The sequence below is a fragment of the Campylobacter sp. LMG 7929 genome (assembly GCF_024723595.1).
Lineage (GTDB): Bacteria > Campylobacterota > Campylobacteria > Campylobacterales > Campylobacteraceae > Campylobacter_D.
The window spans coordinates 33,153-47,389 of record NZ_JANQCY010000012.1 but is presented as its reverse complement, the minus strand read 5'-3'; the positions used below and the strand labels follow the sequence as shown (position 1 = coordinate 47,389).

Below are 14,237 nucleotides of genomic sequence, written 5' to 3'. Positions count from 1 at the left end.
AAACGGTTTTTAAGAAGTTTAGTGAATTTTTAGAAGAACATCATATTTTTCCTATAAATTCTAATATAGGAAAAGAGATATCTAAAAATTTTATCTCATCTAATGATAATATAATTAATAATATAGCAAATATAGCACTTATTACAAAAGAATCTAATAATAAAATCAATAATAAAAATCCAAGCACATATATAAAAGAGTTGCTAAATAAAAAAAATACAAGATAATCAACAAGAACAATTTTTTAAAGATTTAGAAACACATTTTATAACAAAAGATATGGTTGAATATTTATTAAATGATGATTTTGAGAATTTTATTATTAGTCGAACAGCTTTAATTTATGATTATATGAAAAACATTACTTAAATTCATAGGATAACTATGTTATCCTAACTATAAAATATATATCAACAAGATATAGTAAAAACTTTAAATAATTTTTATTTTAAGCTTTCTAGCATAAAATTCATCATAATCCAAACGCTTGAAAGTATAGTTACTGTAGTTGCTACTGCAGTACCTAAAAGCCAATAAAGTGCTTTTTGCTTAGCGCTAGAAATTTGTTCTGAGAATTCAGTTTTAATTTCAGCTATTTCAGTTTTAATTTCAGCTATTTTGGTGTTAATAATTCCTTCTAGTCTTGCAACTTCAGAATAAATTAAACTTTCCAATCTTTTAATCTCTGATTGAAATAAATCTTTACTTACAAGCTCTTGTCTTATTTCTTCTATAGTTTGATTTTTAAGATTTTCAAAATTCAATCTTTGAGTAGTTGCTCTACCATTAACAAGCTCTTCAAAAGCTTTAATTAATTTTTGTGATTGTTCAGGATTAGAAAAAATACTTTCTAATAAAGCTTTAAAACTTTCATTAAGTATATACTCTTTTTCCCGAGCCATAATATTTCCTTGCATATTTAATCCTTTGTCATTATAACACAATTTGTGATAGGTTATTTATTTTATATATCAAGCTTTTGTATTTAACTTATATTAAGCTGTTTTATATTTTATACTAGATTGTAGGCATTTTCAATGTTTTTTGCACATATTCACTATATGCAACTTCAACTATAAAAGGCTTATTTGTATCAGTTCTATAAACTTCACAAATTGCAACCAAATCTTGAGTGTATTGCCATTGATTATTCACTAATTTTGGATAGTTTTTAATCTCGCTATAAGAACGAATACCACCAAATTTTCCGCTTTTGTGAGCAATAGCTAAAAAGCCATCTCTGCCCACTAAAGGTTCTATTTTTTCAACCCACACATCTTTACCATTTTTTGTAACTTTTGCCCTATGAGGAACAAAAAATACTTGGTGCAAGAAAGGATCTAGACCATATTTAGTTGCAACGCCAAGACAATATTTCATTTCTGTTACATTGATCTTAGTTTCAGCAGGGAAGAAATGTTTTTTAATTAGAGCGATTCTTTCTTTGTTTAATTCTGTATTTTGATTTGTATTTGTTATTGCTGACATGTTTTTCCTTTTTTTGATTTGATAATAAAAAAAGGAATAGAAAATTATATTGCCCAGGAAGAGAATAAAAAAATCTATTCCCAACTTATAGAGCGTGTTAAGCTAAAACCTAAAGATTAGCTTTTACTTTCGTTAGTGTATTTATCGTTAAAATAATGAGCTACTAAAACCAATGTGCCAAAAATAAGAGTGATAGCACCAATTAAAATAGCTATATTATAACCATCCATTCTCTCTTATTTTCTTTTAAAAAAAGATCAATCTTTAAGAAAGATCGATGATAGTGCAACTATCGCCCATTTGCAAACCATAAAGACTATTTACAAATAATCCTACGCCAATAGATTCCATGAATCTTAAGATTGTTTCGCAGGTATTTTTATAAATAATGCTTTTTAAAATTTTTATTTATATTATTATCTAGCAATAAAAAATAAAAGCTAAAAGATATAAACATGCTTCTAATAATAAAATATCAAAATCAATTATTTTTTATTATTATCGGTTTTTTTATCTTTATCAAAGTCATAAAATGTCACAAATATGGCAACTGCTATTGCAAAGGCTAATACAATATATTGTCCCATTTTATTTCCTTTTTTTTGTTATAAAAATTATTAAATTAATATATTATCTAATCAATTTTAAAAATACAATATTATTTTTTTTAATTATAATATTTCCAAAGATCTAGCTTTTATCAACTTTGTATTATATCCATAGTTGTTTTGTTGATATTTTTGATATTTGCGAAATCTACAAATTTCTACTAAGAATAGTTTAAATAATATATTTACAGAAAAAAATTATTTATAAGTTATAAAGTCTATTTTTGATATATTCTTTATATTATTAGCTTAGGATTTTTAATGGGTGCAAACAAAACTACTTTTGAAATTATCTTGGAAAAATTAAAATAAGCAAAATTAAATAATAAAACAAAAGGATAGATGTGTTTAAAAATGAAAAATACATAAAACAGAGAAAAGCATTATGGATAAAAAGTTTTGAAGCTTTTAAAGATGATGAAGAATTTCACAAAGAACAGTTAGAACTTGCCGAAGTAGGAATAAATGATGGATTTGAGGAAGATCAATTATATAAATTAAACCAAAATTGTAAAAAAAGAAAAAAAACTTACTCATAAATATTTAAATTGTTTTAGCTAAAAAAACCAATTTCAGATATTATTGATTAATCTGTATATAATCACAATATAAAAAAAGAAGTAGAGTTTTTTAAACACCATTATATTGTTCTAATAATTTTCTAAAATAATATAGATTACTTTGAGTTAGATTATTTAGTGAATTTTTATCAATCTCACGCTGGTCATTGCAAAAAACAGCGATATTGCAAAAATACTTTTCAGCATTTTCTATACATCCACCTTTATTTAATATTTGAGAATATAAATCGTTAGTAGATGATTTAAAATTCTTACTATCGCTATATCCTAATTTTTTATAAAAATTTGTTTTGTTATTTTTACTATTATCTACAAAATGAAATCTAAGCCAATCTTCAAAATCATCAAGAGTAAGAAATAAATGTATATCTTTTGACTTTTTTATATGTTTTATAAGTTTTTCTAAAATTTTTAACTCATTAGTATCACTTTTTGCTCTATCTAGATCCATTACAATAATAAGTTTATCAATATAAGGTGCTTTTTCTATTTTATAAAGAATGTTTTTATATGAATTATTATTTTTTAAATTTTTTACATCTATTTTAACATTATCATAATTTAGATATTTAAAAAGGGAATTAAAATAATCTTCTTCTGTTTTACCTTCACACCAAATCTGTATACTGGGTTTTGTTTTTTTATTCATCATAAAGCCCTTTTAAATAATCAATATATGCTTTTTTCTTTTCGCTTCTAATATCATAATCGTAGTAAGTTCTTATCTTACTCTCTAGGTATTGATCTTTTTGAATTAAAAATATTTGTTGTGAATTTAAAAAACTAACATCAAATAATAAAACATTATGAGATGAAACAATTAATTGTCCATTATGGTTTTCCTCTGTATTAATAAGATTGTTAAATATAAGTATTAGCGCCAAAGTGCTTATTGAAGAATCTAATTCATCAATAAAAACAATTTTTCCTTCCTTGATAATTTGGGTTATTTTATCTGCAAAATATACTATTTTTTTAATACCTTCTGATTCTATTTGATAATTAAATTTCTTTCCATTGCGAACAAAAAAGATTTCGTATATATTCTTTCCATCTTTTTCATACTTTTTAAACTCAAAATCTTTTATAGTTTTATCTAGCAATTGAAAAATTTCCAAAATACTTTCTTTGTGTTCTAAAAAATATTTCTTTTTATTTTCTTCAAATTCAAAATTATATTTTTTTGAATAATTACTATTCATATAAACTTCAATATTGTTTATAAGATTTACAAATATTTCTTTTTGCTCTATTTCAAAATCTTTTAATAAGTAAAATATATTTTCACTAAGATTTCTTGAAAAAAATGACTCTAATAGCTTATTATCTTCTTTACTGTAAATATTAAAAATAGCCTTATCATTCTCAAATTCATATATAATTTTATTATTTTTCAAAAAAGATTCTTTTAGGATATATTTTTTATCAAACTCTATCGAATATGTAAAAATATCTTTATTGTTATTAGATAACTCAATACTTAATTTTATAGAATTTGAATTTTCATTAAAGGCATTGTCTGTTAAATGCTCTCTTAGGGTATGAGAAAAGCCATATTTAATTATATTTAGTAAAATTTTTACGCCTATAAAAAAGTTAGTTTTTCCGCTAGTATTCTTTCCAAAAAAAACTGCTGATTTCATAGGTTTCCCAGCTTGTGATAAATTAAAATTATACTCGTATTTTGTATTTTTCAACTTACTTTTTGGCTTTGCTGTAAAATCAACAATTTGTGTTTCTATTCCAAAAGAATATAGACCAGATATTTCTATTTTTCTTAACATAATATTTTCCTTTTGTGTTATTATAAAGCATTGATAGTTAATATAAACATAAAATATGTTTATATTTAAAAATATATAGTTTTAAAGTCTGTTTTGATATTTTTTATAATATTCACTAAAGAATTAAAGCTATAAAAATGAATTAATAAAAATACATTCTTAATCAAGGTAAAAAATAAACAACTTAGCAAATTTCAATATTGCACTTCATAGGCATATAAAATATTAGTATAAAACTAAATCCACAAAATATATTTGCTCTTAATGATTTAAATGAAACATTCAATAAATATATTTTGAAATATTGTTAAGAATAAAATAAGTTATTATGAAGCCCTTTGAAATTAATATAATAATTATGGCTTCAAAGAAAACTAAAGCATAAAACTGTATAAGAAGATATCTCTATAAAGAAAACACTACTGATCTAATAAGCTTTCTAGTAGGTATAATATCCATTTATAATTACACAAAATAAAAATACAAAACTTTTATATTTATAAGTTACAAAGTTAATTTTTGATATATTCTTTATATTATTAGCTTAGGAGTTTTAATGAGTGCAAACGAAACTACTTTTGAAATCATCTTAGAAAAATTAAAAAAAGCAAATTTAAACACTAGATCGAAGGGATCTATGTTTGAAAAACTTTCAAAACATCTTTTAAAAGAAAAAGATACAGCAAATATTTATAAAAATATTTATCTTTGGGATGAATGGGATAAAAAAAATGGGCAAGATTGTGGTATAGATTTAATCATTCAAACAAATGATGATGATTATATTGCAGTTCAGTGTAAATTTTATGAAAACTCAAAAGTAGATTTTAAAGACTTAAGTACTTATTTTAGCAAGTTGCAAAGTGGAATAGGGGAGATTAAATTTAGTAAAGGCATTATTATAAGTACTAGCGATCTTACTCAAAACGCTAAAAAAGAGATGGAGCAAATTTTAAAAAACACACCTATAGAATTGATCACTTTAGAAGATTTTTTAAGCTCAAACATAAGTTGGGATAAATTTGATCCAAATAATTCTTTAGAACTACCAATTACTGCAAAGAAAAAACCAAGAGAACATCAAATACAAGCCATAAATAACACAAAAGAATATTTTGCAAACAAAAATAACACAAGAGGCAAGCTTATCATGGCTTGTGGTACTGGGAAAACTTTTACTTCTTTAAAAATTATAGAAGAAATTACTCCTAAAAATTCCATTGTTTTATTTTTAGCTCCTAGTATAGCTTTAGTAGGGCAAACATTTAGAGAATATTGCAAAGAGAAAACTGATGATTTTGTTGCTTCTATTGTATGCTCAGATAGTAAATCAGGTAAAAGCATTGAAGATGATATAGATATTTTAGAATTGCCCATTCCTGCTTCTACTGATACACAAAGCATTAAAAAAGCTTACGATATAGCTAAAAAAGACAACAAAAGATTTATCATCTTTTCTACTTATCAAAGTGTTGAAAAAATTATGCAAGCTCAAAAACAAAACGATCTAGATGAGATTGATCTAATCATTTGCGATGAAGCTCACAGAAGTGTAGGAAATTTATATTCAGGTAAGGAAAAAGATAAACTAAATACCTTTACTCTATGCCATAGTGATGAAAACATCAAAGCCAAAAAAAGAATTTACATGAGTGCTACTCCAAAGATTTATTCTAGTTCTCAAAAAAGCAAAGCTTTGGAAAGTGATAATGAAGTATTTTCTATGGATGATGAAGAAATTTTTGGAGATGAAATTTATAGTATTAATTTTAGAGAAGCAGTTGAAAAAGGCTTACTTACCGATTATAAAGTTATTATTTTAGCTATTAAACAAGAAGGTATTGCAAACATAGCAAATACAGCCATAGCAAAATTAAAAGATGAAAAAAATGTAGATGAAAAATATGTAGATATAGACTTTGTATCTAAAATCATAGGTACGCATAAAGGTTTAGCAAGAAATGATTTAGTTGCTCTTGATGAAAATAACCAAATAGATAATGACTTTTTAGAAGAAATGGATAGTAATATTTCAAGAAGAGTTATAAATTTTTGCAAAAGCATAAGAGATTCTAAAAATATAACCAATTCTTTTAAAATTATTATGCAATGCTATGATGAAGCATTAAAAAAAGATTCTTTTAAAAATCTTGATATAAACATAGATCATGTTGATGGAACTATGAACTCCAATATAAGATTAAACAAACTAAATAATCTCAATTCCCCAAAAGAAAATACTTGTAATATACTAAGCAATGCAAGATGTTTAAGTGAAGGTGTGGATGTACCTGCTTTAGATAGTGTAGTATTTTTTGATGGAAGAAATTCTATGGTAGATATAATCCAATCAGTAGGTAGAGTAATGAGAAAAGCTCCAAATAAAAAAACAGGTTATATCATACTGCCTTTAGCATTAAGCGAGAATGAGCTTTCAAATTTAGATGAGGCTATAAAAAATACCAATTTTTTAAATATATGGAATATCTTAAAAGCCCTAAGAAGTCACGATGATACCTTAGTAGATGAGGCTGTATTTAAAGAAAAGATCAAAATAGCTGTGGCTGATTATGTGGCAGATGAAAGCTCAAATAATACAGATAAAAACTACGAGCCAAGCTTGTTTGATAGCTTCACCTTAAGCGAACTTGCAAACACGATGTATAATGCCATACCAACTAAACTTGGTGATAAAGGTTATTGGCAAAGCTTTAGTGCAAAAACAGCTAAAATAGTAGAAAAATTAAACATTAGATTAAATGCTATTTTTAAAGATCATCCTGAAATTTTAGAAGAATTTTTAACTTCCTTAAAAGAAAACATTCACCCAAATATCAAAGAAGATGAAGCCATAGATATGATATGCTCTCACATTATAACTAAACCTATATTTGATGTTTTATTTGATAAGAATATGGATGATAATCCTATAGGAAAAGCTCTTGATGAAGTAAATAAAAAGTTAAATACCTTTGGTTTAGATGATGAAGAAACAAGATCTTTAAAAGCCTTTTATAAAAACGTAGAAGAAAATGTAAAATTGGCAAAAAGTCAAAAAAGCAAACAAGAACTCATTAAAAACTTATACGATACTTTCTTTAGATCAGCTTTTAAAAAACAAGCTGAAAAATTAGGTATAGTTTATACTCCTATACAAGTGGTTGATTTTATACTTCATTCTGTTAATGAGCTTTTAAAAAGACATTTTAATACAGATTTTAACGATGAAAATGTAAAAATCTTTGATCCATTCACTGGAACTGGAAGTTTTATCACAAGATTATTAAGTAAAGAAAATGACTTAATTAGCGATGAAAATTTCAAAAACAAATACGAAAAAGCAATTTTTGCTCAGGATATTATTTTACTTGCTTATTATATAGCGCTTATTAATATCACTCAAACGAGTAATGAAAGGATGAACTCTTTAGATAAATTTAAAAATATAGCCTTAGCTGATAGTCTTGATTATCTAGATAAAAAAACACAAGATAATGGCTTATTTGCTTTAGAATTTAAAGATTTAGAAGAAAATAAAAAGATCAAAGACTTAATAGCCAATGAAAAAATCAAAGTCATCATAGGCAATCCTCCTTATTCAACTGGAGCAAGTAGTGCAAATGATAATAATGCAAACATTTCTCATCCAAATTTAGAAAAACGCGTTAAAGAGACTTATGGCAATGAATCAAATGGTAAATTTGGTAATTCAACAAGGGATACGCTAATTCAAGCTATACGTATGGCAAGCGATAAAATACAAGATAACGGCATTATAGGTTTTGTGGTAAATGGAGGCTTTATAGATGCAACAAGTGCTGATGGCTTTAGAAAATGCGTAGCTAAAGAATTTAGCGATATTTATATTTTAAATTTAAGAGGAAATACAAGAACTTTTGGAGAAAAAGCTAAACAAGAAGGCGGACAGATATTTAGTTCTGGATCACGTGCAACAGTGGCTATAGTATTTTTCATAAAAGATACAAATGCTAAAACAAATAAAATTCATTATTATGATATAGGAGATTATCTAGATAGACAAACTAAGCTTGATAAATTAGATAATTTTAAAAGTATAATAAATGTGCCTTTTATAAATATAATCCCAAATGAAAAAGGCGATTGGATCAATCAAAGAAGAGATGATTTTGATAAATTAATGCCTTTAAAAAGCGATAAAAATGAATATGGAATTTTTGCTATAAATGCCACAGGCATAGTAACAAATCGTGATAGCTGGGCTTATAATTTTTCTAAAGAAAAGCTTGCAAATTCTATGCAAAAATGCATAGCTACTTATAATGAAGACTTAGCTAAATTTGATCACAAAGCATTTTTAGATAAAAATAAAAATATTAAAAAATCTGAACTTTATAAAGAGCTAAGCGATAATGATATAACCATAGATAATACTAAAATAGCTTGGACTAGAGCTTTAAAAAAAGATTTAATAAATAATGAAAAAATCAAAGATTTTAATCAAGAAAATATAAGAGAAATTTCTCATCGTCCCTTTACTAAAGAATATCTTTACTGGGATAAAACTTGGAATGAAGAACAATCTCAATTTTCAAAATTATTTCCTAAAAATACAGATGAGAATTTATTGATTTTAACAAGTTTAATGGCGACTAAAGAATTTTCATCTTTTATAGTAAATTCTATAACCGACTATCAAACTTTAGCCAACACTCAAGCTTTTCCGCTTTATTTTTATCAAGAAAATGGAAGTAAAGAATACGCTATAAGTGATTTTGCTTTAGATGAATTTAAAAAACAATTACAAGATGAAACTATAAATAAAGAAGATATATTTTATTATATTTATGCGATTTTAAATCACAAAGGCTATTTAGAAAAATACAAATTTGAACTTTCAAAAGAAGCCCCAAGAGTACCTATAAGTAAAGATTTTAAAAGCTTAAGCATTTTGGGTAAAAAGCTAGCCGCTTTACATTTAAACTATGAAAATAATGAAATGTTTAAAGAAGTAGAATTTAAAGATGGAGTTTTGGCTGATACAGACAATGATGAGTTTTATAAAGTCACTAAGATGAAAAAACTAGGAAATGATATTTTTTATAATCACAATATCACTATAAAAAATATACCAAATATTGCTTATGAGTATAAAATCAATGGCAAAAGTGCGATTGATTGGATTATCGATCGCTATCAAATAAGCATAGATAAAAAAAGTTTGATAGAAAATAATCCAAATGATTATCAAGGTAGTAAATATATCTATGAACTTCTTTTAAAAATCATTAATTTATCTATAAAAAGTGTTGATTTGATAAATGAGATTAGTAAAATGGAGTGTGAGTGATGAAGAAAGAACAATATAAAGCATTTTTAAATACTAGTATTGAAAATATTAAAAAAGCACTTGATGAAAATTATTTAAGCATATTTGCAGGAGCTGGAATCAGTGTTAATTCCGGCTTACCTACTTGGAGCGAACTTATAAATAATATTTCAAAAGAACTTTATGGTAACGAAAAATATTCTGAAGATAATTTAGTTTTAGCAGAAAAATTTTATAATCAGTTTGGAGAAAATTATTATTATCAAAAGCTAAGCGAATTTATTCCAGATAATAAACAACCAAACGACTTGCATAAAAAAATAGTAAAATTAAATCTAAAAAATCTTATCACTACTAATTGGGATAATCTATTTGAAAAAGGAATAGATGAGGAAGGTTGTTTTTATAATATTATAAAAAAAGATGAAGATATAGGATTTGCAACTGGATTTTCAAAGCTTATTAAAATGCATGGGAGTTTAGAAGATCAAAATATAGTTTTTAAAGAAGATGATTATCTAAAATATTCTGATAATTTCCCCTTAATAGAAAATTATATCAAAGGTATTTTTTCTACTGATTTGGTAGTTTTAATGGGATATTCGCTTAGTGATAGCAATGTAAAACAAATCATTTCATGGGTAAATTCCAAAGCTAGCAACATAAAACCTGTATATCTTGTCAAAATAAATAAAAAATTTGATAAATTAGAGTTTGATTTTTATAAAAATAAAAATATTTATATTTTATATTTAGATGAAATATATAAAAAAAATGATTATGAACAATTTTTATATGATTTCTTTTTTAAAAATGAAATTAATAATTCTATTGACAATGTATTAGATTTGTTTTTAGGTGATTTAGATAAAAAATATTTTGATTTAGATATGTTAAGCAATCAAGAGATAAATGATAAAGTGGAGGATTTTTTGCAAAGATACAAAAATTGCAAATTTATAATACCAAAGCTACTAGTACAGGATTTAAAGAATTATTTTCAAATAAGCTATCAAGAAATTAACTTAGATTCGCTAGCAATTAGAATAAATAATAATAAATTAGCTGAAAATATAAAAGAAGAAACTTTTAATAAAATTGCAAATTTAACAAATACCATGGTGTATACTTGTAATAAAGAATATGGGAAATTGAAAAATAAATTTATATTAGATAAGGATTTATTATATTTTAATTATGATTATATAGAAGATAAAATAAAAAAACTTACACTAAAAAACTTGAGTGATGAAGAAGAACTAAGTTTAGCTTTTTGGCTTTATCAAAATGAACATTATATACAATCTTATAATGCTTTAAAAAGAGTATCTAAAAATGCTTTTAAAAATAAAGATTACACTACTTGGTTTATAAGTGAAACCAATAGAAAAAACTTTGTATTTAGAAGTATAATTGAAGAAAACGAAATTGAAGAAATAAAAACTTATTTAAAAGAAATGGATAAAATCAACATAAGTGAAATGTATTTAAAACTTCCAGAAAAAAATAGGAACGAGATAGCCCATATAAAAGATTTTGATTTTTTTATAGGAGAAAATATAATTAAGACTTATGTTCTTAAGGAAGAAATTATAGAAGAATATAATAGACATATCAAAGGAGGGCTAACTTTTGATAATAAATTTTATTTACTTTGTAATATTTTTTCCAGGATTGTCAATCTAGAAGTAAGACTGAAGATTATATATGAGTTGAAATCTATATATAGTAACATTATAGAAGGATTGTTGATTTACTATTCTATCAATGGACTAAAAACAGAAAATTCTTATAAATACACCAAAGAAAATATTTCTATTGAAGTTGAATTGAATGTATTTAGTTTTGCTATAAAATATTTTAAAAGCCAGGAATTAAAAAAGATCTTTGATAAATATTTTAAGCAAAATTACATATTGAAATTAAATAACAATAAAGATATAGATAAAATTAATAAAAATATTTGTAAAAATTTTACTACTTCAGGATTTATTGCAACTAAGTATAGTCAATTATTCGATAGTTTTTTAGTAATTAGTTCTTGGGTAGATTTAGCTCAAGAAAATTTTGAATTAATCATAGATAGTTTTAATGAAAAATTGGAAAACAATTTATTAGGAATTAACCAATATGATAGCATGAACTATTTTTTATCTAATCAATACCAAAAAAATAAAAATTTAGATTTTTCTAATATAGCTAATATTATTAAAAAATATATAAATGCGTTTTTAAGTGGCAAATTAGGTAATAACGATACATTAGTTTTGCGGTATTCAAATATGTTTTATGATGTTTTTAAAATACTGATTAATAAAAAAATAAAATTAGAAGATGATTTTAATCCGAAAATATCAGAATTTATAGCTAATTTAAAAAATAAAAACATAAATGATAAGTATTATTGTACAAGGTATTTTTTGGGATTATTAGGTCATATTGTTTCTAAAACTATACGAAAAGAAATAGATAATTTTAATCTAGAATGTTATAATCAGGTCAGAAATGAAAATAAAGATTTATATACACTAGAATTAGGATTTTGTTTATATAGTGATAAAAAAATACCTAAAGAAGAATATGAAAAAGTGTTCTTTGAGATCAAAAAAAGAGTAAAAGAAGAATATGATAAAAAAATATCTAAAATGGAACTTAATAATTTAGGTGAAATTATGCACATTTTAGATTTTATAGAACAAAATGAAAAAAAGATATTTGGAGAAGATAATGAGTGATATTAAATCAATAAATGATTTATTTGGGTTGAATTTTGTAATTCCATCTTATCAAAGGGGTTATAGATGGGATAAAACACAAGTTAGAGATTTATTAGAAGATATATGGAATTTTTGTGAAAAAGAGGATGATAAGAAAGATAGTTTTTATTGCTTACAGCCGATTATTGTAAAAAAATACGAACAAGATGAGAAAAAATATAAATTAGTTGATGGACAACAAAGACTTACTACTATATATATGATTCTTTCTCATTTTAAATTATATATGGATGATAGTAGATATGAATCATTTGAAATAGAATATGAAACTAGAAAAGATAGTAAAGATTTTTTAAAAAATATACAAGAAAAATACAAAACAAATGAAAAAGAATCAAATATTGATTTTTATTATATGAGCAAGGCTTATGAATATATTGAAAAATGGTTTAGTGAAAATAACAACAGAAGGCAAGAATTTTTTAGAATTTTAACATCACAAAATAATATAGCAAAAAATGTGAGAATTATATGGCATGAAATAGAAGATAATGAAGATGAAAGGGAAGTATTCTCAAGAATAAATAGCGGAAAAATTCCATTAACTAATGCCGAATTAATCAAAGCCTTATTTTTAAATAGTAATAACTTTAAAAAAGAAGAAGTTGATTTAAGACAAATTGAAATTTCTAAAGAATGGGATGAAATGGAATATGCCTTACAAAACAATGAATTTTGGAGATTTTTAACTAGCGATGAAGATTATCCAGCAAGAATAGAGCTTTTGTTTAAAACTTACTACAAAATAAAAAAAGATGAAAAATATGAAGACTCTTATGTGATTTATAGATTTTTTGCTGATAAACTTAAAGGCGATAATAAGCTTAAAGTTTTAGATGAAATTTGGTTAGAAGTTAAAAAAATATTTTTAACATTTAAATATTGGTATGAAAATCATAAGTTATATCATTTAATAGGCTATTTAAATGTTTTAGAAAACAAAGAAAGCGAAAAATCACTAGTTAGTCTTTATAAAGAATCTTCAAAAAAGAGCAAAGAGGATTTTGTGCTATTTATAGAGGAGCAAATTAGTAAGCGTGTAAATGTAAAAAATATAAGTGAAATAAAGGAAATGAGCTATGAAGATAATAAAAATGAGATAAAGAAGATATTATTGCTATTTAACATAGCTACATATTTAGAGAGTGATATAAGATTTTCATTTGATAAATTTATATCAGAAAAATGGAGCTTAGAACACATAAATCCTCAAAGCAGATTTACCATAAAAAGCAAAGATGAAAAAAAACAATGGATGAAAGAAATTATTGATATTTTAAAATTACTTCAAGATGATAATTCGAATGAGCAAACAACTTCATTATTAAAAAAACTTATTGATAATATAAATGAAAACATTGATGATAAAAAATTTGCTGATATAACTAACGATGTTTTTGAATATTTTAGTCCTGAAGATAAACATAGTATAGCTAATTTGACTTTGCTTTCGCTTGATACAAATAGTAAGCTTAGCAATCATATATTTGCTATTAAAAGAAATAAATTAAAAGAAGATGAAAAAAATGGAAAATTCATCCCTTTATGCACTAAAAATGTGTTTATGAAGTATTATAGTGAAAAATTTGATGATATAAAAAATATTTATTTTTGGACTAGTAGTGATCAAGATTCGTATTTAAAAGCTATTGAAGAAAAAATCAATGTTTTTATAAAAAATGGAGAATAAC

General features: G+C 24.1%; 9 protein-coding genes. 5 read left to right on the top strand and 4 right to left on the bottom strand.

All coding sequences use genetic code 11. The features are described 5' to 3' along the window. A partial coding sequence (locus tag CAMP5118_RS06685) for a hypothetical protein (protein ID WP_337216921.1) occupies positions 1-227 on the top strand: 227 nt, incomplete at its 5' end. A gap of 216 nt (positions 228-443) precedes the next feature. On the opposite strand, the gene CAMP5118_RS06680 is transcribed toward CAMP5118_RS06685, so the two are convergent. Together CAMP5118_RS06680 and CAMP5118_RS06675 are read right to left on the bottom strand one after the other, a co-directional pair. Continuing rightward, on the bottom strand, positions 444-902 hold the full coding sequence (locus tag CAMP5118_RS06680) for a hypothetical protein (RefSeq protein ID WP_337216920.1): 459 nt from the start codon (positions 900-902) through the stop codon (positions 444-446). A 115-nt stretch (positions 903-1,017) separates the two neighbouring features. Further along, positions 1,018-1,488 carry a recombinase RecT gene (locus tag CAMP5118_RS06675; protein WP_337216919.1) on the bottom strand — a complete coding sequence of 157 codons (471 nt, stop codon included), beginning with the start codon at positions 1,486-1,488 and terminating at the stop codon, positions 1,018-1,020. A gap of 952 nt (positions 1,489-2,440) precedes the next feature. On the opposite strand from CAMP5118_RS06675, the gene CAMP5118_RS06670 reads away from it, so the two are divergent. Further along, positions 2,441-2,635, top strand: a complete 195-nt coding sequence (locus CAMP5118_RS06670; protein ID WP_337216918.1) for a hypothetical protein — start codon at positions 2,441-2,443, stop codon at positions 2,633-2,635. Positions 2,636-2,726: 91 nt separating this feature from the next. On the opposite strand, the gene CAMP5118_RS06665 is transcribed toward CAMP5118_RS06670, so the two are convergent. Next, positions 2,727-3,326 carry an RloB domain-containing protein gene (locus CAMP5118_RS06665; protein ID WP_337216917.1) on the bottom strand — a complete coding sequence of 200 codons (600 nt, stop codon included), beginning with the start codon at positions 3,324-3,326 and terminating at the stop codon, positions 2,727-2,729. Then, on the bottom strand, positions 3,319-4,461 hold the full coding sequence (locus CAMP5118_RS06660) for an AAA family ATPase (protein WP_220523503.1): 1,143 nt from the start codon (positions 4,459-4,461) through the stop codon (positions 3,319-3,321). Before CAMP5118_RS06660 ends, CAMP5118_RS06665 begins: the two co-directional genes overlap by 8 nt. A gap of 556 nt (positions 4,462-5,017) precedes the next feature. Between CAMP5118_RS06660 and CAMP5118_RS06655 the strand changes: the two genes are divergently transcribed. Genes CAMP5118_RS06655 through CAMP5118_RS06645 form a run of 3 tightly spaced genes read left to right on the top strand, consistent with a single transcriptional unit; the run spans position 5,018 to position 14,236 of the window. Next, the gene (locus tag CAMP5118_RS06655) at positions 5,018-9,790 is read left to right on the top strand and encodes a type ISP restriction/modification enzyme (RefSeq protein WP_337216916.1); all 4,773 of its coding nucleotides are present in this window, start codon (positions 5,018-5,020) and stop codon (positions 9,788-9,790) included. Next, a complete protein-coding gene (locus CAMP5118_RS06650; RefSeq protein ID WP_263658002.1) occupies positions 9,790-12,504 on the top strand; it encodes an SIR2 family protein in 2,715 nt (904 codons plus the stop codon). The genes CAMP5118_RS06655 and CAMP5118_RS06650 overlap by 1 nt, the downstream gene beginning before the upstream one ends. After that, entirely contained in the window at positions 12,497-14,236 is a 1,740-nt protein-coding gene (locus CAMP5118_RS06645) for a DUF262 domain-containing protein (protein ID WP_263658003.1), read from the top strand. The genes CAMP5118_RS06650 and CAMP5118_RS06645 overlap by 8 nt, the downstream gene beginning before the upstream one ends. The last annotated feature ends 1 nt before the right edge of the window (position 14,237 follow it).